At 65.8% G+C, this 19,795-nt stretch carries 19 protein-coding genes and 1 pseudogene; 8 read left to right on the top strand and 12 right to left on the bottom strand.

Annotation, left to right across the window (positions count from 1 at the left end; all coding sequences use genetic code 11):
• Positions 1 to 42 precede the first annotated feature (42 nt).
• The gene (locus BG61_RS13395) at positions 43 to 870 is read right to left on the bottom strand and encodes an IclR family transcriptional regulator (RefSeq protein ID WP_035939708.1); all 828 of its coding nucleotides are present in this window, start codon (positions 868 to 870) and stop codon (positions 43 to 45) included.
• A gap of 145 nt (positions 871 to 1,015) precedes the next feature.
• Here BG61_RS13395 and BG61_RS13400 point away from each other — a divergent pair, with 145 nt between their 5' ends.
• From BG61_RS13400 to BG61_RS13430, 7 genes are read left to right on the top strand one after another with little or no spacing between them, the layout of a single operon-like run.
• The gene (locus BG61_RS13400) at positions 1,016 to 2,092 is read left to right on the top strand and encodes an ABC transporter ATP-binding protein (protein ID WP_035939707.1); all 1,077 of its coding nucleotides are present in this window, start codon (positions 1,016 to 1,018) and stop codon (positions 2,090 to 2,092) included.
• A complete protein-coding gene (locus BG61_RS13405; protein WP_035939705.1) occupies positions 2,085 to 3,020 on the top strand; it encodes an ABC transporter permease in 936 nt (311 codons plus the stop codon). The genes BG61_RS13400 and BG61_RS13405 overlap by 8 nt, the downstream gene beginning before the upstream one ends.
• 15 nt (positions 3,021 to 3,035) lie before the next feature.
• Positions 3,036 to 3,830, top strand: coding sequence for an ABC transporter permease (locus BG61_RS13410; protein ID WP_035939703.1), 795 nt, complete (start codon positions 3,036 to 3,038; stop codon positions 3,828 to 3,830).
• 21 nt (positions 3,831 to 3,851) lie between these two features.
• On the top strand, positions 3,852 to 4,163 hold the full coding sequence (locus tag BG61_RS13415; RefSeq protein WP_035939701.1) for a (2Fe-2S)-binding protein: 312 nt from the start codon (positions 3,852 to 3,854) through the stop codon (positions 4,161 to 4,163).
• Positions 4,160 to 5,569 (top strand): FAD/NAD(P)-dependent oxidoreductase, encoded by a 1,410-nt coding sequence (locus BG61_RS13420; RefSeq protein ID WP_035939700.1) that lies wholly within the window; start codon positions 4,160 to 4,162, stop codon positions 5,567 to 5,569. The genes BG61_RS13415 and BG61_RS13420 overlap by 4 nt, the downstream gene beginning before the upstream one ends.
• Positions 5,562 to 6,758, top strand: a complete 1,197-nt coding sequence (locus tag BG61_RS13425; protein ID WP_051672490.1) for an NAD(P)/FAD-dependent oxidoreductase — start codon at positions 5,562 to 5,564, stop codon at positions 6,756 to 6,758. The genes BG61_RS13420 and BG61_RS13425 overlap by 8 nt, the downstream gene beginning before the upstream one ends.
• The gene (locus tag BG61_RS13430) at positions 6,755 to 7,798 is read left to right on the top strand and encodes an ABC transporter substrate-binding protein (RefSeq protein ID WP_035939698.1); all 1,044 of its coding nucleotides are present in this window, start codon (positions 6,755 to 6,757) and stop codon (positions 7,796 to 7,798) included. The genes BG61_RS13425 and BG61_RS13430 overlap by 4 nt, the downstream gene beginning before the upstream one ends.
• 176 nt (positions 7,799 to 7,974) lie before the next feature.
• Here BG61_RS13430 and BG61_RS13435 read toward each other — a convergent pair.
• The 7 genes and pseudogenes from BG61_RS13435 to BG61_RS13465 all read right to left on the bottom strand — a co-directional run.
• A pseudogene (locus tag BG61_RS13435) lies at positions 7,975 to 8,247 on the bottom strand (ABC transporter substrate-binding protein); the annotation flags it as partial.
• 96 nt (positions 8,248 to 8,343) lie between these two features.
• The gene (locus BG61_RS13440) at positions 8,344 to 9,996 is read right to left on the bottom strand and encodes an FAD-dependent oxidoreductase (RefSeq protein WP_035939694.1); all 1,653 of its coding nucleotides are present in this window, start codon (positions 9,994 to 9,996) and stop codon (positions 8,344 to 8,346) included.
• Positions 9,997 to 10,347: 351 nt separating this feature from the next.
• Positions 10,348 to 10,968, bottom strand: a complete 621-nt coding sequence (locus tag BG61_RS13445; RefSeq protein WP_035939692.1) for a TetR/AcrR family transcriptional regulator — start codon at positions 10,966 to 10,968, stop codon at positions 10,348 to 10,350.
• Between the two features lies 1 nt (position 10,969).
• A complete protein-coding gene (locus BG61_RS13450; protein WP_035939690.1) occupies positions 10,970 to 11,392 on the bottom strand; it encodes a nuclear transport factor 2 family protein in 423 nt (140 codons plus the stop codon).
• 269 nt (positions 11,393 to 11,661) lie between these two features.
• Complete coding sequence (locus BG61_RS13455) at positions 11,662 to 12,768, bottom strand: AI-2E family transporter (protein WP_035939688.1); 1,107 nt, start codon at positions 12,766 to 12,768, stop codon at positions 11,662 to 11,664.
• Between the two features lie 156 nt (positions 12,769 to 12,924).
• Positions 12,925 to 13,599: a hypothetical protein gene (locus BG61_RS13460; protein WP_051672491.1), complete on the bottom strand. Its 675-nt coding sequence runs from the start codon at positions 13,597 to 13,599 to the stop codon at positions 12,925 to 12,927.
• A gap of 180 nt (positions 13,600 to 13,779) precedes the next feature.
• The gene (locus BG61_RS13465) at positions 13,780 to 13,977 is read right to left on the bottom strand and encodes a DUF2964 family protein (RefSeq protein WP_035939809.1); all 198 of its coding nucleotides are present in this window, start codon (positions 13,975 to 13,977) and stop codon (positions 13,780 to 13,782) included.
• A gap of 396 nt (positions 13,978 to 14,373) precedes the next feature.
• Between BG61_RS13465 and BG61_RS13470 the strand changes: the two genes are divergently transcribed.
• Positions 14,374 to 14,877 (top strand): hypothetical protein, encoded by a 504-nt coding sequence (locus BG61_RS13470; protein WP_035939684.1) that lies wholly within the window; start codon positions 14,374 to 14,376, stop codon positions 14,875 to 14,877.
• 155 nt (positions 14,878 to 15,032) lie between these two features.
• Here BG61_RS13470 and BG61_RS13475 read toward each other — a convergent pair whose 3' ends face one another.
• The 4 genes from BG61_RS13475 to BG61_RS13490 all read right to left on the bottom strand — a co-directional run bounded on the left by BG61_RS13475 (position 15,033) and on the right by BG61_RS13490 (position 19,146).
• Positions 15,033 to 16,775 carry a SulP family inorganic anion transporter gene (locus BG61_RS13475; RefSeq protein WP_051672492.1) on the bottom strand — a complete coding sequence of 581 codons (1,743 nt, stop codon included), beginning with the start codon at positions 16,773 to 16,775 and terminating at the stop codon, positions 15,033 to 15,035.
• A gap of 140 nt (positions 16,776 to 16,915) precedes the next feature.
• The gene (locus BG61_RS13480; RefSeq protein WP_232256430.1) at positions 16,916 to 17,221 is read right to left on the bottom strand and encodes a hypothetical protein; all 306 of its coding nucleotides are present in this window, start codon (positions 17,219 to 17,221) and stop codon (positions 16,916 to 16,918) included.
• A gap of 364 nt (positions 17,222 to 17,585) precedes the next feature.
• Complete coding sequence (locus BG61_RS13485) at positions 17,586 to 18,173, bottom strand: hypothetical protein (RefSeq protein ID WP_035939682.1); 588 nt, start codon at positions 18,171 to 18,173, stop codon at positions 17,586 to 17,588.
• Between the two features lie 622 nt (positions 18,174 to 18,795).
• Positions 18,796 to 19,146 carry a hypothetical protein gene (locus tag BG61_RS13490; RefSeq protein ID WP_035939681.1) on the bottom strand — a complete coding sequence of 117 codons (351 nt, stop codon included), beginning with the start codon at positions 19,144 to 19,146 and terminating at the stop codon, positions 18,796 to 18,798.
• Between the last annotated feature and the right edge of the window lie 649 nt (positions 19,147 to 19,795).

The raw sequence follows: 19,795 nt of genomic DNA on the forward strand, positions 1-19,795 counted from the left end.
TGCCGGCCCGTTGCCCTCAATCGGCTGGCGAGCCAGCGGCGGTCATCGAATGAAGCTTTGCGCCGGCCGGTGCAGGACCGGATCGAAGGGATTGATCATCGGACCGATGGCGTTCGCCTCGCGCCTGAGCAATTCCACCGCAGCCGGCAGGCGCTCGGCCTTCAGGCGGTCGGCCAGCGTGCCGATGCTCAATGCCGCCACCGCCCGCCCGTTGCGGTCGAGCACCGGCACGGCGAGGCCCGCCATGCCTTCGAGCACGCCGGTATTCGTCATGGTGTAGCCGAGTTCGCGCGTGCGCGCGATCTCCGTGCGCAGATAGACCTCGTCGACCATCTGATAGTCGCGCATCCGCGGCAGATTGAAGCGGATCACTTCCTCGCGCTCCGCTTCGGGCAGAAACGCGAGGATTGCAAGACTGCCCTGCCCGACGCCCAGCGCCACCCGCCCGCCAATGTCGCCGGTGAAGGAGCGGATCGGGAACGGGCCTTCGGTGCGATCGAGGCACACGGCATCGAAGCCGCTGCGCGCGAGCAGGAAGACCGTGTCCCTCAGCGACGCCGACAGCCGCAGCAGCGCCGGGCGCGTGAGATCGCGGAAGTTTCCGCGATCCTGCGCCCGCGCGGCAATGGCAAAAAGCTCCAGGCTCAGCCGGTACCGCTTCGTTCGCTCATCCTGCTCGACCATGCCCTCGGCCATCAGCGCCTTGAGCAGCCGGTGCGCCGTTCCCTGCGTCAGCCCCACGTCCTTCGCCAGTTGCGTCACGCGCTCGCCGCCTTCCGGCGACGCGGCGAGCGCGCGAATCAGCGCAAAAGAGCGCTGCAAGGAGCTTGTTGCGGCCTTCTCGTGATTCCGTTCAGTGGAATCTTCCATTATTTATCCACGTCTGCATTTCTTCTAGCCGAATATTAGACGAAAAATTGTCGCCAAATGGAATCTCATTTGTTTTCCGCGCATTTTCCAGGTTTAGAATCGGTCGCAACGGAACATACCGATCCACCCTCTCTTCGGTCACGCGATGTCGTTCCTCAAACTCGAAAACCTCACGAAGCAATACGGCCAGATGACGGTCGTATCGGACGTCAGCCTCTCGGTCGAGCGGGGTGAGTTCGTGTCGCTGCTCGGCCCGTCGGGCTGCGGCAAGACCACGACGCTGCAGATGATCGCGGGCTTTACCGACGTCACCCGCGGACGCGTCACGCTCGACAACCGCGACATCACGCATGTCCGGCCGAACCGCCGCGGCCTGGGCATCGTGTTCCAGAGCTATGCGCTCTTCCCGCACATGAGCGTGGCGGAGAACGTGAGCTTCGGCCTGGAGATGCGCGGGGTGAGCCGGGCCGAGCGCGTGGCGCGTATTCGGGAGACGCTCGCTCTGGTCCGCCTCGACAAGCTCGCGGACCGCTATCCCCGCGAACTGTCGGGTGGCCAGCGCCAGCGCGTGGCCCTTGCGCGCGCGCTCGTGATCGAGCCGCCCGTCCTTCTGCTCGACGAACCCATGTCGAACCTCGACGCCAAGCTGCGCGAGGACATGCAGTTCGAGCTGCGCGCGATCCAGCGCAAGGTCGGCACGACTACCGTCATGGTCACGCACGACCAGTCGGAGGCGCTTTCGATCAGCGACCGCGTCGTGGTGATGGAAGCCGGGCGCGTGACGCAGGTGGACTCGCCGTACAAGGCGTACGAGCGGCCGGAAAGCCGCTTCGTCTCGCAGTTCATCGGCAAGGCGAACATGCTGGAGGGCACGGTCACGCGCGCAGCGAATGGCGAACTGTGCGTGAACCTCGGCCATGGCCTCAACGAAGCGGCGCCGTGGCAGAGCGCGGCCTATCCCGCTCAAGGCGATGCGATCACGCTCTGCATCCGCCCCGAGAAGCTGCGCCTGTGCGAAAAAGGCGCGGGCCGGCTGCCTGCGACCGTCGCGAGCCGCTTCTTCCTCGGCAGCCAGTGGCTCTACAAGCTCGACAGCGCGCTCGGCGAGATGCTCGTGTGCAGCCAGAACGAAGGCTCGGAACCGGTGGCGGAAGGCGCGACGGTGGGCATCGACTGGAGCGCGGATGCCGTGCGCGTGATCCAGGAGGCTCGTCATGTCTAGCCCCGCCGACCAGGTCGACGCGGCCGGCGCGGCGACGGCAGCCGGCGCGGCGCCCGCCGGGGGTGCGGCGACGTCCGCGCGCTGGGCCTACGCGCCGCTATGGCTGATGAGCGCGCCGGGGTTCGTCCTGTTCGCGGCGCTCGTGATCGTGCCGATCGCGATGACGCTCGTCCTCACCTTCTACAAGTTCGATCCGGCAACCGGCCCGATCGCCGTGTTCCAGCTCGGCAACTATGCGGAAGTCGTCACCGACAGCTACTACCGGACCATCTTCGGGCGCACCTTCGGCATTGCCTTCCTGACGACGCTCATCTGCGTCGTGATCGGCGCGCCGGAAGCCTACGTGCTCTACCGCATGCGCGATCCGTACCGGTCCGCGTTCCTGCTCGTCATCCTCGCGCCGCTTCTGGTCTCGGTCGTGGTGCGGGCGTTCGGCTGGAGCATGCTGCTCAATTCGAACGGCCTCGTGAACCAGGCGCTGGGGCTCGTCGGGCTCGGGCCGTACAAGCTCGAATACACGACCTTCGCCATCGTCATCGCGCTCGTGCACGTGATGCTGCCGTTCATGGTGATTCCGGTGTGGACGTCGCTGCAAAAGCTCGATCCGCAAGTGGAAAACGCGGCGCTCTCGCTGATGGCGTCGCCCGCCACTACGCTGCGCCGGATCGTGCTGCCGCAGGTCGCACCCGGCATCCTGTCCGGCTGCCTGATGGTGTTCGGCCTCTCGGCGAGCGCGTTCGCCATTCCGGGGCTCCTCGGCGGACGCCGCCTGAAAGTGGTCGCCACCTCCGTCTACGACGAATTCCTGGGCTCGCTCAACTGGCCGCTCGGCGCGACCATCGCCGTGCTGCTCCTGGTGGCGAACCTCGTGATCATGCTGACCTACTACCGGGTGCTGGAGCGTCGCTACTCCAGAAGCCTCGGCTGACCGGAGCGGCCCGTCATGCGCAAGAACGGCTTCATCGCCCTGACCTTTCATACGCTCGTGATCCTGTTCGTGCTCGCGCCGCTCGTGATCGTGGTGCTGGTCGCGTTCACGCCCGAGCAGACGCTCACGCTGCCCACGCGGGCGCTTTCGCTGCGCTGGTTCCGCGCGATCCTCGACTATCCGGACTTCATCTCGGCCTTCGCGAACAGCCTGAAGCTCGCGTTCCTCTCCGCCACGCTGTCGCTCGCGATCGCCCTGCCCGCGGCGCTCGCCATCGGGCGGGAGCGCTTCCCGGGGCGGGCGTTTCTCACCGGCCTCTTTCTTTCGCCGCTCGTGATCCCGAGCCTCGTGCTCGGCATCGCGTTCCTGCGCTTTTTCGCGATGATCGGCGCGACCGGCTCCTTCGCCTGGCTCGTCGCCGCGCACATGATCGTGATCACGCCGTTCGTCATGCGGCTCGTGCTGGCTTCGGTGTCGGGCTTCGACCGCAGCGTCGAGCACGCGGCGCAGTCGCTCGGCGCGGGCCGCTGGACCACGCTTCGCCGCATCACGCTGCCGATCATTCTGCCGGGCATCACGGGCGGGTGGCTGCTCGCATTCATCAACAGCTTCGACGAGCTGACGATGTCGATCTTCGTCACGTCGCCGCAAACGGTCACGCTGCCCGTACGCATGTACATGTACGCGACCGAATCGCTGGACCCGATGATGGCCTCCGTCTCCGCGCTCGTGATCTTCATCACCGCCGCCGCCATGTTGCTGCTCGACCGCGTGTACGGCCTGAACCGCGTGCTGGTCGGTTCGCACTGACCTCCTCTCCCTGCCCTGCCGATGACCTCTTCCCACACCAACCAGTTCGTGCGCATGGCGGAGAAAGAACGCGCGCGCGTGAACTATTTCATCGACGGACAGCCGGCCACCGGTCTTCTCGGCGATACGCTGCTCACCGCCGTGATGCTCGCCGCGCGGCGCGTGCACGACAGCGACTTCACGGGCGAGCCGCGCGGCGGCTTCTGCCTGATGGGTGCGTGCCAGGACTGCTGGGTGCAACTGGAAGACGGCCCGCGCGTGCGCGCCTGTTCGACACCGCTCGCCGACGGCATGCGCGTCCTGACGCAATCCCCGCCGGTCGTCGCAGCATGAAGCCCGCGACGGTGGTGATCGTGGGCGCCGGGCCGGCGGGGGTGCGCGCGGCCGAGACGCTCGTCGCTGCGGGCGTGCGCCCCGTTCTGATCGATGAGGCAGCGCGCGCCGGCGGTCAGATTTATCGCCAGCCGCCGGAGGGCGCGGGCTTCGTGCGCACGAAGAGCGAGCTGTACGGCTTCGAGGCCGGCAAGGCAGACGCGCTGCACGGGGCCATGGTGCGCATTGCCGGGAAGATCGACTACCGGCCGCGCACGCTCGTGTGGGCCGTCGGCAGAAACACGCTCGACACGCTGCGCGACGGGCAGCAGGAAAGCGTGCCGTTCACGCATTTGCTGATTGCATCGGGTGCCACGGACCGCATCCTGCCGTTTTCCGGCTGGACGCGCCCGGGCGTCTATTCGCTCGGCGCGGCGCAGATCGCGCTGAAATCGCAGGGCTGCGCGATCGGCGCGCGGGTCGTGTTCGCGGGCACCGGTCCGCTGCTGTACCTCGTCGCGTACCAGTATGCGAAGGCGGGCGCGCGCGTCGAAGCCGTGCTCGACACGAACGCCTTCAACCGGCAAGCCGCCGCCACGCCCAAATTGCTGAAAAGTCCATCGACGTTCGGCAAGGGTCTCTATTACGTGAGCTGGCTGATCGCGCATGGCGTGCGGATCGAGCGCGGCGTGACCCTGCTCGCGGCCGAAGGCGAGCGCGCCGTGTCGGGCGTGCGGTTCGGACGCGGCGGCAAGGAGCATTCGATCGCGTGCGACGCCATCGGTTTCGGCTACGGCCTGCGCGCGGAGACGCAGCTGGCGGACCTCGCCGGCTGCGCGTTTCGCTTCGACGCGCTCAATCGCGCGTGGCTGCCCGAGCGCGATATTGCTGGCCGGACGTCGGTGCCGAACATCTACCTGGCGGGCGACGGCGCGGGCATCGCCGGCGCGGACGCCGCCGAACTCGCGGGGCGGCGCGCGGCGCTGGCGCTTCTGGAGGACACCGGCCATCGGGTGCCAGCCGGGGCCGCCGCGCTGGAAAAAAAGCTCGCCGATATCGCGCAGTTTCGCGCCGGGCTCGAACAGGCGTTCGCGCTGCCGGCGGACTGCACTGCCGCCTGGCCCGACGACATGACCGTCTGCCGGTGCGAGGAAGTCGACGCGGGCACGCTGCGCCGCTGTATCCGCAACGGCGAAGCGCGCGAGATCAATCGCCTGAAGGCGCTCACGCGCGTCGGCATGGGCCGCTGCCAGGGGCGCATGTGCGGCGCGGCGGCGGCCGAACTGCTGAGCGCGGAAACCGGCAGGCCCGTATCGGACGTGGGCCGGCTGCGCGGCCAGGCGCCCGTCAAGCCGGTGCCCATTTCGCTCGCATTCACGGCGGGCGACGACGCGCCGCTCGCCTCCCCGGACGACAGCGATGAATAGCGCCGAACGACTCGACTTCGACGTGATCGTGGCGGGCGGCGGTCTCGTCGGATCATCCACGGCGCTGATGCTCGCGCGGCGCGGCCTCAAGGTCGGCCTCTTCGAACGCCGCTATTGCGGCGCGCAGGCAAGCGGCGTGAACTACGGCGGCGTGAGGACCCAGGGCCGCCCCGTCGAACAGCTGCCGCTCGCGATCCGCGCCCGCGCGTTGTGGAGCCGCCTCCCGGAACTGATCGGCACGGACGGCGAACTCGTCGTGTCCGGCCATCTGCGCCTTGGCCGCAGCGACGCCGACATGGCCGCGCTCGAAGCCTATGCACGCGTTGCCAATCCGTTCGGCCTCGGCCTGCGCGTGACCGGCGGCGCGGCGTTCAGAGAGCGCTACCCGTGGCTCGGCGCGGCGGCATTCGGCGGGTCGCTCTGCCCCACCGACGGCCACGCGAACCCGCGCATCGTGTCTCCGGCATTCGCGCGCGCGGCGCGCGCGGCGGGAGCGGACATCCGCGAACAGACCGCGGTGACCGGGCTTCGCCACAACGGATCGCGCTTTGTGGTTTCAGCGCAGCACGATTCCGGTGCGCGGATCGACGCTCGCTCGACGTGGCTCGTCAACGCGGCGGGCGCGTGGGGCAACACAATCGCCGGACAGTTCGGCGAAACGGCGCCCATCGAGCCGATCTATCCGAACATGCTCGTGACGGAACCGCTGCCACGCTTCATCGAACATAACCTCGGCGTGTATGGCGGGGGCGTCTATGCGCGGCAGGTCACGCGCGGCAACGTGGTGATCGGCGGCGGGCGCGGCACGGGCGACGGCGAGTACGCGCAGCCGCTCACCGATACCACGCGCCGCGTGATGCGCGTCGCCTGCGAACTGCTGCCCGCGCTCCGGGAAGCGCTCGTCATCCGCACGTGGACCGGCGTGGAAGGCCGCACGCCGGACGACAACCCGATCATCGGCGCGAGCACGACCACGCCGAACCTGCTGCACGCGTTCGGCTTTTCCGGCGGCGGTTTCCTGCTCGCGCCGGGCGTGGGCGACGTGCTTGCGGAAATCATCGCCACGGGCGAGACGCACACGCCGCTCGACGCGTTCGGCATCGGCCGGTTCCTTGCGGCTCCTGCCACGACCTTTGCAACGACCCCTGACACAACAACGACCCACCCCTCGACGGAAAGCCACGAATGAAACCGTTCCACCTGATCCCGACTGCCGCAGCGGCGTTCATCGCCCTGTCTTCCCCGGCGCAGGCCGACGTCAAGACGCTCTATCTCGGCATGAACGGCGGCCCGATGGAAAAGGCCTACACGAGCCAGATCCTGCCGGACTTCGAGAAAGCCAACGGCGTGAAGGTGGTGATCGTGCCGGGCACGTCATCGGACATTCTGGCCAAGCTGCTCGCCAACAAGGCGAAACCGCAAATCCACGTGGTTCTTCTCGACGACGGCATCATGTCGCGCGCCATCAGCATGGGCGTGTGCCAGAAACTCGACGACGGTCCGGAACTCAGGCAGCTGTATCCGTTCGCGCGCACGAAGGGCGACATGACGGCAGGCGTGCAGCTCGGCATGACGGGCATTGCGTACAACACCCGGCTCTTCAAGGAGAAAGGCTGGGCGCCGCCCACGTCGTGGGCCGACTTTACCGATCCGAAATACGCGGGCAAGGTCGTGTTCCAGTCGGCGTCGAGCAGCACGTTCGGGCTGCATGGCTTCCTGATGCTCAACCGGCTGTGGGGCGGGTCCGAGAAGAACGTCGAGCCAGGCTTCACCAAGTGGCAGCAGTCGGTGGGGAAGAACGTCGTCGAGTACATTCCGAACTCCGCGAAGATCTCCGAGATGGTGCAGACCGGCGAGGCCGGCCTCTTCCCGCTCACGCCGACCGCCGCCGGGGACTTGCAGGAAAAGGGCATTCCCGTCGCCTACGTGAGCCCGAAGGAAGGTCCGGTGCTGCTGCTCGTGGACGAATGCGTGGTCGCGAACAATCCGGACCCGGCGCTCGCGCAGAAGCTCGCGGCGTTTCTGCTGTCGGCTTCGACGCAGACCCGGGCCGCTGAGGCCGGCCGCCAGATTCCGACGAACAAGGAAGCGAAGATGACCGAGCCGATGAACAAGCAGCTCGGCAATCTCGACGAACTCGCGAAGAAGGTGAACGTGGTCGACTGGGACGTGATCAACGTGAGCCGGCCCCAATGGGATCAGCGCTGGAACCGCCAGATCGAGAGGTAGGCGCGCGCAAGGTCGGACGCGCGCGCCCGGGGCATGGACTCCGGCATGCCTCCCCGGGCCCATGCCATTGTTGAGGAACTTTCGAAGCGGCGCCGCTGGCGGGGCCATTGTTCGCGGCGACGCATTGCTCCCCGGCAGCGGCGGCGACCGCCTTCAGGACGGACGCCCGCCGTCGCCTATGCGCCGCTTCCGCCCACGGTCCTCAGGCTCTTCCACTGCCCCTGCTCCACCTGAAAGAGCGTATAAGGCGGCTTGATCAGATCGCCCTGCGGGTCGAATGTGATCCTGCCCGTCACACCCGTCACATTGACCTTTGCCAGGCTCGCCACGATCTTCGCGCGGTCGAGCGAATTCGCGTCGTGAATGGCTTTGATCATCGCCAGCGCGGCGTCGTACGCGCACGGCGCATAAAGCTCGACGTCCTGGTTGAAGCGCACCTTGTAGCGCTTGATCGCGACGCGGGGGTCTGCCTGATCGTCGTACACGTCCAGTTCGAACTTGACCGGCTTGCCGGCGATCGTCGGAGGCTTCGGGCGAATCTGAAGTTATCCGGCATCGTGCTGCAGATATTTGTGCGCGAAGGCAATCGCCATGCTGCCCTCGCCGACCGCTGAAGCGACGCGCTTGACCGGACTCAACCTCACGTCTCCGCAGGCGAACACACCGGGAACACTCGATTCGAGGAGATAGGGATCCCGGCCATGCGACCAGCGTCCCGCCTTGACGACGTCGTCACCTGTGAGCACATATCCGCGCCCATCGCGCGCGATTTCCGGCGGCAGCCACTCGGTTTCCGCATCGGCGCCAATGAACACGAACAATCCACCGCAGTCGTGCCGGCGCACCTCTGCGCTCAGCCCGTCGCGTACGTCGATCGCGGTCAGATGGGTATCGCCGTATGCGCCGACGACCTCCGATCGCAGTTGCACCGCCACGTTCGACTTCCCGTGAAGCTGTTCGACCAGATAGCGCGACATGCTCTTCTCGATCGAATCGCCACGCAGCACAAGCGTCACCCTGCGCGCGTGATTGGCAAAGTACAACGCGGCCTGCCCGGCGGAGTTTCCGCCACCGATCAGATAGACGTCGAGCCCGTGCGTCGCGCTCGCCTCGCTGCGCGACGCGCCGTAGTAGATGCCTTTGCCGATGAACCGGTCAAAGCCGTCGATCGCGAGACGGCGCCACGTGACGCCGGTCGCGAGAATGATGGTCCGCGCCCGGATGACGTCCCCTCCATCCAGGTGGACGTTACGCGCATCGACATCGATTCGCGTAACAGAGCGTGTCACCAGGATCTCCGCGCCCAGCCGCCTTGCCTGTTGCAATGCGCGGCTCGCCAGTTCGTCGCCCGACACACCGTTGGGAAAGCCGAGGTAATTCTCGATGCGCGAAGAGGTTCCCGCCTGCCCGCCTGGCGCTTCGCGCTCGAGCACCACCGTGCGCAAGCCTTCCGACGCGCCGTACACCCCCGCCGCGAGACCGGCCGGCCCGCCGCCGATGATCATCGTGTCGTATTCGGCGAGGCGGGGTTGCGTCTGCAAACCCAGCAGCCCCGCGAGCTCGCGTGTCGCAGGCCGGCTCAGCACCGTTCCGTCGACCAGCCGCAACGCCGGGCAATCCGCCTCCGACGGACAGTCTCCGGGCCAGCGCGCCGGCAGTTCGGGCGCATCGGGCGTCATCCAGTCGTAGCTGATCTGGTTGCGGGCGAGGAACTGGCGCAACGCTGTACAGGCAGTGTCCCAGCGGCTGCCGACCATGGTCACGCGAGCCTTGGGCGGCTCGGCGGAAAGGCCTTGCAATCCGCCGATGCGTTCGCGCGCGAGGGCACCCATCTTCACCGCCACTTCCGGCGAGGCGGCCGCGAGTGCGTAGTAACGCTGAGCGTCAACGCGCATGACACGCGACGGCTCTGCAGCCCGATAGCCACCAGGAAACGGCGAACTCAGCGCGAGCGGCACTTCTCCGAAGATGGTTCCCGGAAGACGCCAGCCGAGCGTGCGCTCGATGCCGTCGAACGTCTTGATGACCTCCATCTTGCCGACGAGCACTGCGTACAGCGCGCGCTCTCCCCCTTCGTGGACGGCGAACTCACCCGCGCACAGATGCAGGTCTGCGGACGTGTTCGCGAGATGCTCCAGTTCGTTGTCAGCGAGTGTCGAGAAAAGGGGAACCGGCCGGATGTCATCGATAGTGAGCATGGATTCGTCCAGACAGGCAAGTGGTGTGAAGTTCGGTCCAGAGGCATTCGTATCATCCGCCTGGCGAGAGGACATGCGCCAGCAAACGACTCAGCCACCTGACGTTCGATGCGAGGCGGGCACAGCGCCGCCAGTCTTCCCTCGCCGCGCGCACCGGTACGGCTCGAACAGATATGCGGAACACGTCGGCAGGCGGAGCCAGTATATGACTTTCGCTCGCCGATGTTTATTCGCCAGCGCCCATTTCCTGATTTGAGTCCGCGCAAATCCTCATTCGATTGCCCGCTTCGCGTCGTGCCCCGACGCGCGTTCGCAGGCTGCTGATCCTGGACCAGGCGGCGTTGCGGCCGCTCAATCGCCGGCGCCCTCTCGCTTCGCCGCTTCGACCAGGGCGCGGATCGCCCAGCGCTTCACCTTGCGGGCACGCGCGTCGTCGAGTTGCAGGACGTCCTTGAAGACCACCATCGCCTCCGTACCGATCACAAGTGCGAGCGCCTGCGTCAGCGTTTCGAGCGCGGCGGGCTTGAACTGATCTTGCGCGGGTTCCAGCGCCGCCTCGATCAGCGGCGTGCGACGGTTCTGGCGCGGCGGCACGTCGTTGTCCGGGCCGCCCTTCGCCACACGCTCCAGCGAATGCGCGAGCATCATGCGAAGCGGCGCTTCGTTGGCCAGGATCATGTCGTGAAGCGCGGCATCGACGCGGGTCAACCGCGCGACCGGATCGCCCGATGCGCGCGTGCCAAAGAGTTTGGCGGCGTCCGGCGTGGCGACATCGAGCGACGCCTCCAGCAGCAGCGCGTCCATGTTCGGAAAATGCCGATACGCCGTGGCGCGCGAAACCATCGCTTCCCCGGCGATCTCCTCCAGGCTCGGCTTGCGGCCCTCCTTCATGAGACGCGAAGCAGCCTGCAGCAGGTCCTTGCGTGTGCGCTGTTTCTGGTTCCGGCGTCCGGCGGTCTCGGCATCGGGCATGTCAGGCCTGTGGCAACTGTTTGATGATCGCCGCGAGATCGACCCATACGTTTTCCCGCCTGATTTGCCCGCTTTCGGCGAATTCAACGACATGCAGCATCCGGAATTCCAGCGCACGCCCATGGCCTTCGAGTCCGAACGGCCTGCCCGGGGCCTTGCCCCGCCATAAGGATTCGTCAACGACGAACCCGTTGCCGTAAAGACGGCGCAGGCACTCGACCCGGCTCTCCGACAAGTCCGCAAAAAGCGCCTCGTAGAACGGCCGCACTTCCGCGCGGCCATGCACCGGCCCCGAGGGCCAGCCGACCACGTCGTGCTCTACGTCCGGCGTGAGCGTCGCGAGGACCCCCTCGACATCGTCACGTCTCTCGAAGCCGAAATGTTCATCGATTTTCCGATCCATCTGCGCACGGGTCAGCGTCATGACTGGTTCCTCGCCTGGTTGCGTTTGCGGGGTTTGTCAATGCATTTTAGTGAGACTAGCGTCTCATTACAAGATCACAATGCTTCGTCGAAGCGCGAACGGCGGCTTGCGAAAGCGAGCTCGTTCGGCTGACGTGGACACGAATGCGGGTCGAGTGGCGATAGCGGCAAGCGCGCCCGCCGCTTCGGAAGGATCGCTGAAAAATACTTCCGCCGCCTGCTCGAAGGGCGATCGCAGGGCGTGCCTCATGGACTCCCTGCGAAAACGCGCTACTGACGGTTCTCCGCCACGTCCGTGCCGCCCACCGATGGCGGGTCCTCGACCCAAAGCCAGAACAGCCGGTAGCCGACGGCAAGCGCCACCGGCCCGATGAACAGGCCGATCACGCCTCCGCTGATCATGCCGCCAAGCGCGCCGATCAGCACGACGGGCATCGGCACGTCGACCCCGCGGCCCAGCAGGAGCGGCTTCAGCACGTTGTCGGCGAGCCCGGCGATGAACACATAGATGGCGAACACGATGCTGGCCACAGTGGCGCCCTGCGTGGCCAGCACGAAGCCGATCACCGGCAGCGTCACGATGGTCGCCGGCAGTTGCATGATGCCGATCAGCAGCACGGCCAGCGTGAGCAGGCCGGCCGCCGGGATCCCCATCACGATGAATCCCGCGCCGATGAGCAGCATCTGGATAAAGGCGATGCCTACGACACCGAGCGCCACCGCGCGGATGGTCGTCGTGCAGAGTTCGCTGATTCGCGGGCCCCTGTCCGGGCCGAAGATGCGACGGGAGATCCGCAAGGCGCTCGCATGTCCTTCTTCGCCGTGCGCCATGATGATGCCCGCTATGATCAGCGCGGCAACGAATATCACCATGCCCATGCCGAGGCCGGCGAGCCTGGTGAGAAGAGCAAGGCTGAGTCCCCTGATCTGGGGCGAGAACTTCTGCAGAAGGCCGGTGAGGTCCGTTGCGGCATGCATCCACAGTTCGTACAGCCGCTTTCCCACGAGCGGCCATGCGGCCACCGCCTCGGCAGGCGGCGGGACGCGGAAATCTCCGCTCTTGACGACCGTGACCGCATTCTCCACGGAATCCACCACCGCGTCGCCCAGAAGGTACGTGGGCACCAGCACGATGCCGAGCGCCACCACCACGATCAGCGCGGCCGTGCGCCCGTGCCGGTTGCCCAGCCTTTTCCCGACCGCGACCTGCAGGGGGTAAATGGTCGTCGCCAGTATCACCGACCATATGACGAGATCAAAGAACGGACGGAAGATCTCGAAACAGAAGATGACCAGCGCGGCGATCAGCCCGGCGCGAATGAACACATCGAGCAGGCCGCGGGACAGTGCTTTCTCCGTCGCGTGCGTGAGCAACATGATGGTCTCCTTTCAGGTTGTCCCGATGCGGGCTCGCCAACGCGGCATTCAGCTGCATGGCCACGCGGGGCGCATCGGCTTCGAAATGGAGGCCTCGAATGTTGCGAATTGCGAATCGCCGACATGCGGGAAACCGGCGCCTGCCGCTTGCGGCGCTCAGCCGCCGAGCGCGATGATCGCCATCGTCAGGAGGACGCCAAAGACCACCATCGCAAGCCCGGCCTTCCATCCGCCCCAGCCGGCGTGGTGGCCCAAAGCCAGCCCGCAGCCAAAAAGCATCACGAGCGTGAGAACGCGTGAAACGAGCAAGGCAGTGGGTACGTCGCGGAAAATGATGAACGGCAGCGCAACCGGGAACGTCGACAGCACGATGATGACGAAGATGCCCAGCGCCCCGAGGAAATCGTTGCGCACGAAGCGCGGGCGGTCCGGCAGGTTCGTCGTGGCCGCAAGCCTCAGCCGGATCGGTTCCAGGTTCTCATCCGACACGAGCGGCCGCATGAACCTCGGCAAGGCATCGCGCAGCACGCGACGCCCGGCGTCGGCGTCGGGCGCATTCCTGATGGCGAGGGCAAGCGTGAGCCGCCTGCCACGGTTGGTCAGCGTGCGTACCAGGAACATGAGCGCGTCGGCGAGTCCCCAGGCGAGGTTGCAGCCAAGCGCCGTATAGAGCATTGTCCGCCCGGCGTCCTCGCCGGCCGTGGCCGCCGACACGGTGCCGACGAAAGTCAGCGCCATGAATAGCCCGAAGCACAGCTCCGAAACCCTGTCGACGGTGTCGAGAACCGGCTCGTGCGAGTCGGCATCGCCCTCATGTGTCAATGCATTCACGAGACTGTCTCCCCGTCGCTGGATAGCCGGGCCGCCAAAGACAACCACCGGATGCCGGACTCATGAGCCGGCCGGCGCGATGTCGGCCGAGTTCGAATGCGCGCTGCTGCGCGTCGCGCCAGCGCCTGAATCACAAGTGGATGGTTGCAGGGCGTGCCCGCGTTCCCGGCGCGCAACGCGTCACTTCCTTGAATTGCGGTTAGCCAGCGGATTGAGCGCGATGACGAAGGTCGCCACGCCGACTACGAGCGCCAGCATTCCATAGCGAAACAAGGCGGATTCGTCATATAGCAAGCCGCGTATCGTGGCGTAGAGGCCGCCCAGCCAGATGAAGACCCCCACCGATGCGCATGCAATTCTAGTCTCGAATCGTTTCATTGTCTTTGCCCCAGATTCCCGCCTTAAGACGCTAAGCGCCCTTGAGAAAAAGGCCACGTCCCCGGCGTTGACGATTGTTCCGGACGGAAAGCATATGGTGTACATGATGCCGGGCCGGTCGCCAGGCGGATTCGATTGCGGTACACAAACGTATTAAATGCCGTTTGGGCGCTTCCGTCCAGCCGCGCCAGGATCGCAGCGTCGGCTCGCCGGCGGCTGACGAAGGCACCTGCGGACGTGCGCGCCCTTGACAGCCACCAGCTTGATGAGGTGGAGTCTGGTCGAGAGGGAAAGCGGTCAATCGTCCCCGAAGCCTGCCGTTAGGCGCGACACGGCGCGGCTCGGCGCGGGCCGCGAACAGACCCATCATCGGCTAGTCGTAGCTGGAGAAACGCCATGCTCAACCGGTTTGCATCCTTCGTCATGTGTACCGCCGTCGTGGCGGTGGCCGGTTGCGCCGGATCGCAGCCGCCGGTCGAGGCCGGTGCGGATCAATCCGCCGTCATTGCCCGCCTGGGTCCACCCAAGGAAACCTACGACCTGCCGGGCGGCGGCAAGCGGCTGATGTGGCCCACGCAGCCCATGGGCACGACGACGACCGCAGCCGACATCGACGCTTCCGGCAAAGTGCTGAGCGTCCGGCAAGTGCTTCTGGACAACGAGTTCTATCGCGCCGAAGTGGGCAAATGGACCCGGGATGATGTGCTCGTGAACTTCGGGCGCCCCTTCGAGACGTCCTATTACACGCGAATGAAAATGCAGGTGTGGTCGTATCGATATGTCGAGAACAACATCCAGCATCTGATATTCAGCTTTTACTTCGACGACCAGGGAATCCTGCGGCAGACGCAGCGAGCGCCCGACCCGAAATTCGATCCCAGCCAGCGCAATCTGTTCTAGCAGCGGATGGCTTCCTTCGTGAGAGGAAGGTCCGTTTCGAATTCCGCAACGTTGCGCGAGGTCGTCCCGGCAATTGTCGTCACTGCTTCGCGGGCGGGAACAGTCCGGTGCCCCTTCACGATCACGTTCGGGAAGGAGACGGCGCCGCCGTTGCCTCACGCGCACACGCCGTCGTTTGCGCCGCTCCGGAAATCGTCGATGACATCGGCCACCGTGAGACGGCGTCCGAGATGGCCGACGCGCTCCTCGATACCTTCGGCGCGAAGGATGTCCCGAACCTTCGCGTGCGCACCGACTATCCTGAAGTCCATTCCCGCCTCCCGCAACTCCACGTGCAGCATTTTCAGCATGCGCGCGCCGGCAAGATCCACGACGGGCGACGTGGAGAGATCGCAGATCACCAGACGAAGCGGTGCGGCGCCCGAGCGGGTCTTCTGCCAGAGCGCCGCGCGCACATGCTCCGCGTTGAAGTAGAACAGCGACGCCTCGACGCGGAACACCAGCGCACCCGCAATGGTCTCGTTGCCCGGGTGACGCTCGATGTCGGAATAGATCCGCGTGCCGGGAATGAGGCCGAGGAAGGCGACATGCGGATGCGCCGCGCGCCGGATGAGCACCAGCATCGACACCACCATCGCCACGATGACGCCCTTCAGGATGCCCATCAGCAGCACGGCGGCGAAAGCCACCATCGACACGCTGAACTCGAGCCGGCTCACACGCCACACGTGGCGCAGCTCGGCGACGTTGACGAGTCCCTTCACGGCCACCAGCACGATAGCCGCGAGTATCACGTTCGGCAGGTTGCTCAGCAGACCCGCCAGATACATGAGGCACAGACCGATGGTGACCGATGCGAACACCAGCGCGAGCGGCGTCCTGGCGCCGGCCTTGTCGTTCACCGAGGACTGCGAGAGGCCGCCCGCCACCGGATACCCCTGGAAGAGTCCGGCCGCGAGATTCGCCGCGCCCAGGCCGAGCAGTTCCTGGCGCGGATCGACCTCGTAGCCGTGCGCCTGCGCCAGCGCGCGCGCCGCCGATACGCTCTCCACGTACGAGAGCAGCAGGCACGCAAACGCCAGCGGAATCACCCCGTCCACGTCGCGCACCCGCAGCCCCGGCAAGCGGAACTCCGGCAAGCCTTGCGGCAGCGCGCCGACCACCTTGAAGCCGAGCGCGCCGAGCGGCGTCACCGACAGCACGACGATCGAGACCACGACCACCAGCAGCGCGACCGGGCGTCCCGGCAGGAATTTCTCGCCGAGCAGCAGGATGACGATTGCGGTGAGACCGAATGCGAGCACCGCGAGGTTCGTGGCGGGAAGCTGGCCAGCCAGCACCGCGATGCGCTCGAAGAATTGGTCACCGCCGCCCGCGACGCCGAACAGCTTGGGCAACTGGGTCAGCGCGATCGTCAGCGCGGCGCCCGCCTTGAAGCCGAGCAGGATCGTCTCGCTGATGAAATTGACGAGCGAACTCAACCGCAGAAGCCATGCGAGCAGACACATAGCGGCCATGAGGATCGCGCTCAGCGCTGCGATCGATACCCAGCGCCCCGGGTCGCCTCCCGCCATGCCCGCGACCGTGACCCCGACGAGCATCGAGATCGCCGAGGTGGGCCCGATCGCCAGATGCCGCGACGAGCCGAACAACGCATAGGCCAGGCCGCCGGCGAGATAGCAGTAGATGCCGTATTGCGGCGGCAATCCCGCGAGCGACGCATACGCGAGCGACACCGGAATCGCATAGGCGGCGAGCGTTACGCCGGCGACGACGTCGCGCCCGAGCCACTCCGGCCGATAGGCGGGCAGCCATTGCGCGGGCGGAAACGCCGCTCGCCACCTGCTCACCGGGGCGCCGCCCGGCATCTTGCCGGCGGAGCGGGGTTCTTCGCTCATGACGTCCGTCCCTTTCGTATGCCTGTCGTTCAGGCCAGCGACAGCGCCTTCGAGGATCGCCTGACAGGCGCATCCTTCCGATCGCCCGCCCTTCGTCCCTGCACGGAATCATCCGGTCCGCGGCTGCGCCGCTGCGTCCTTCACAGGTCCGCTCCGGAGAGGGTCCTTCGTTCACCGGGCAAAGGCGGGTCGGCGGCGGCTACGACTTCCAGAATCCGGTGCTTGCGGAGTTCGAAGGCGCGTGCGATCTGCCTTGCCGAAGCATCGGCGGCATCCGGTGCGCCGCATACGGCCTCCGACGGCATGGCATAGGCGGCGTAACCCCAGCCGAAACCGTATGCCGAGAACCATACGGCGGAACCATTGACGATCACGGGCGCGGTGCATTGGATGAGCGGCGCGACGGCGGCGCTCGGCGCTTCGCCTGAGTCGATCGGGTCGGTCATGGTCGTTTCACCTCGTCTCGTCGGGATGCGCGACTATCTTCGTCTTTCCGGCGTGAATCGCATCGCTGCGCTGGCCTGCTTCTCCCCTGGTCACGATTCATGGTGTACGTTGGATCGGGTTTTCGCAAGTAGACCTTGTTCCGATGCGGCGCTCTGAAGCGGATTGCGAATTTGCCGCGAAGGCCGTCGCGCGAGGGCAGCGCGAACGTGAGGATGCGCGGGAACAGCGATGCGGCAGCAACGCGGCGGCTACGTCGCGAGTGACGATGAACGGCCACGCGACCGGACGGGATCGAGCTCATTGGCCGAAATGAGCGACCGCGTGAATGTCGGCAAGACCCGTCCGGACTTCCTCATGGATGGATCATTTCTTTGCAGCCGGTTCCACGGATATCGCGAATGCCTCCGTATAGACCGCCTCGACCTGTTCGCCCTTGTGAAGACGCTTCAGGCGCTCGGGGTCCTCTACCTTCAAATCCACCGTATTGCCCTTGGGCCCCTTGAGCGTGACCGTCTTCGCCTTGTGATCGACCGCGACGATATCGGCTATGACCGTCACTTCCCGGCCGACCATCCCGCCCGGCTTCGCACCTGGAGCGGATCGCTGCTCGGTTGCACGTTCGGCATGCGACGCCTGCCCCTTCTCCTTCATCAGGCTGATCGTAAGCGCCTCGCTGTATGTGGCGGTCACCATGTCGCCCAGTGCAAGCTGGTCGAAGTTGCGCGCGTCGTTCGTCACCTCCAGTTCCACGATCTTGCCCGCAGCGGTCTTGAGCGTCACGGTGCGAGTGGCCTTGTCGATGCCCACCACTGTCGCCGTGATTTTCGACATGCCCTTGACGGTAGTCTGGTCCGGTCCCTTTGTGACTTCCACGTTCGTTTGCGGCTGAGCCAAAGCCGCCTGAGCCATCAGTGCAACGACAACGATCGAGAAAAGTTTCGTGCGCTTCATTGTGAGTCTCCTGTGGAAAAAACTTGCTTCATCACGGGAAATCCCGGCGATTGTCAGACCCGGCTGGGCAGCCGCTTCACGATCGGTCAAGCGTTTCCACTCCGTCTCGCGGATACGACCTCATGAACCCGCCGCGATCCAGCCTGCATCGCCACGGACGGCGCACCGCGAAGACCGTTTCCGGCCATGTGGAATACCCCGGTACGTGCTCGACGACGAGCGATATCGTGGACATGGCACGTCGTTCGGACTGGCAGTGAGCGTCCAGCCCGGCTTGCCGTGCCCGCCGTGGTCCAGCCGATGCAACCGGGTTGCGGTGCCGGACGGGTGCCGCAGCGATGCGGCGATCCGCCGGACCCGCGCAGATCACCGGACCGGGTTCCCGCGTGCGAGCTTGCGCAGGTCGTCGATCATGCGCATACGCAGTGGACTAAGGCACTGTGTGGCGAGAGCCGCGGTTCTGTTCTCGACGGGAAACGAGGCGGATTGCTTCATCCCCCGTCACGACGAAACCGAGGGTTTCATATCCTGCACCACTCACGCCGGTCAAAGCCCCGTTACCGCCACGAAGGGCTTCGTCCACATCCGTGTGGCAGATGCCGGACCGCACGGACCGCGCGGCTCAGAGACAGGCGTTGATATCGCCGGCGCCGGCGCTGCCGGTACCGCCGCCCGTGCGCATGCCGACCCACGTCTTGCTGTCCGCCGCCCATGCGGGCCGCACGAGAGCGGCTGCGCCGTTCGGAGGCTGCTGGCCGGGCACATAGACGTCCATCGCTTGATTGTTGGCTATCACCACCTGCGAGACGACTGTTTGTTGCGACCGGTTCGCCCATTTCTGCGCGATGCACTGGGCGACGACGGCAGGCGGCTGCTGGCTTTGTCCGACCGTCTGGGCGCTTGGCGGCACGGGCTGGTTCGCACAACCCGACACTACAGCGACGGTCACGACGAGAATCGGTAGCGGTTTCACGTTTTTACCCTCCAGTTGGATTCCTGTTCCCATCGGCTCGATTCAACGTCCCATGAGCATGTCCGGAAGCCCTGATTGACTCCGGTCGCCCGCCCCTTTATGGCGTGCCCGCTTTGCCGACCTCTGCGGCGCTGCACTGGCGCATCCGGTAAGGAGAGAAGGCTGTTCAAGTATGTACGCTGCGGAGCGCTTCGCCGAGCTAATTTCTATGTCTCGCGGGCAATATGTGCAAAGCGCGTGCGAACGAGACGCATTGATCGAGCGCATCGCCAGCACGCATGCGGCTGAACTGCGTGCATACATCATTGATGCAGTGCCTTCTGCTGCATAGGGTGTGGCCAGTGTCAGGCAAAGCCGCGCGCAATGTTCAGTACCTCGTTCGCAGGGCAAAGGACGTCATCGCTCACGACATCCCGGATGACTTGCAGCAGTGCCTCTTCGAGCAGAGAAACGCCGGCACGGCATCGGCCATCGGGCGCCTGTGTGCGGGAAGCCGCACATGGCGATGCGTGGATATGCTGGCTATGCCGTTGCCCACACTCCAGCAACGGCAGAACCGAACTCACACACTATAATTTCACTCGTACCCGTGAAGGACGCATTACAACAACGATCTTTTGCGCCCGCCCCTGCGGCGATGAGGTTACGC

This window comes from Caballeronia glathei (assembly GCF_000698595.1).
In the GTDB taxonomy this organism is placed as follows: domain Bacteria; phylum Pseudomonadota; class Gammaproteobacteria; order Burkholderiales; family Burkholderiaceae; genus Caballeronia; species Caballeronia glathei.

Coding starts and splice junctions, on each gene's coding strand:
- BG61_RS13395 (WP_035939708.1), bottom strand. CDS start 870: ATGGAAGATTCCACTGAACGGAATCACGAGAAGGCCGCAACAAGCTCC.
- BG61_RS13400 (WP_035939707.1), top strand. CDS start 1,016: ATGTCGTTCCTCAAACTCGAAAACCTCACGAAGCAATACGGCCAGATG.
- BG61_RS13405 (WP_035939705.1), top strand. CDS start 2,085: ATGTCTAGCCCCGCCGACCAGGTCGACGCGGCCGGCGCGGCGACGGCA.
- BG61_RS13410 (WP_035939703.1), top strand. CDS start 3,036: ATGCGCAAGAACGGCTTCATCGCCCTGACCTTTCATACGCTCGTGATC.
- BG61_RS13415 (WP_035939701.1), top strand. CDS start 3,852: ATGACCTCTTCCCACACCAACCAGTTCGTGCGCATGGCGGAGAAAGAA.
- BG61_RS13420 (WP_035939700.1), top strand. CDS start 4,160: ATGAAGCCCGCGACGGTGGTGATCGTGGGCGCCGGGCCGGCGGGGGTG.
- BG61_RS13425 (WP_051672490.1), top strand. CDS start 5,562: ATGAATAGCGCCGAACGACTCGACTTCGACGTGATCGTGGCGGGCGGC.
- BG61_RS13430 (WP_035939698.1), top strand. CDS start 6,755: ATGAAACCGTTCCACCTGATCCCGACTGCCGCAGCGGCGTTCATCGCC.
- BG61_RS13440 (WP_035939694.1), bottom strand. CDS start 9,996: ATGCTCACTATCGATGACATCCGGCCGGTTCCCCTTTTCTCGACACTC.
- BG61_RS13445 (WP_035939692.1), bottom strand. CDS start 10,968: ATGCCCGATGCCGAGACCGCCGGACGCCGGAACCAGAAACAGCGCACA.
- BG61_RS13450 (WP_035939690.1), bottom strand. CDS start 11,392: ATGACGCTGACCCGTGCGCAGATGGATCGGAAAATCGATGAACATTTC.
- BG61_RS13455 (WP_035939688.1), bottom strand. CDS start 12,768: ATGTTGCTCACGCACGCGACGGAGAAAGCACTGTCCCGCGGCCTGCTC.
- BG61_RS13465 (WP_035939809.1), bottom strand. CDS start 13,977: ATGAAACGATTCGAGACTAGAATTGCATGCGCATCGGTGGGGGTCTTC.
- BG61_RS13470 (WP_035939684.1), top strand. CDS start 14,374: ATGCTCAACCGGTTTGCATCCTTCGTCATGTGTACCGCCGTCGTGGCG.
- BG61_RS13475 (WP_051672492.1), bottom strand. CDS start 16,775: ATGAGCGAAGAACCCCGCTCCGCCGGCAAGATGCCGGGCGGCGCCCCG.
- BG61_RS13480 (WP_232256430.1), bottom strand. CDS start 17,221: ATGACCGACCCGATCGACTCAGGCGAAGCGCCGAGCGCCGCCGTCGCG.
- BG61_RS13485 (WP_035939682.1), bottom strand. CDS start 18,173: ATGAAGCGCACGAAACTTTTCTCGATCGTTGTCGTTGCACTGATGGCT.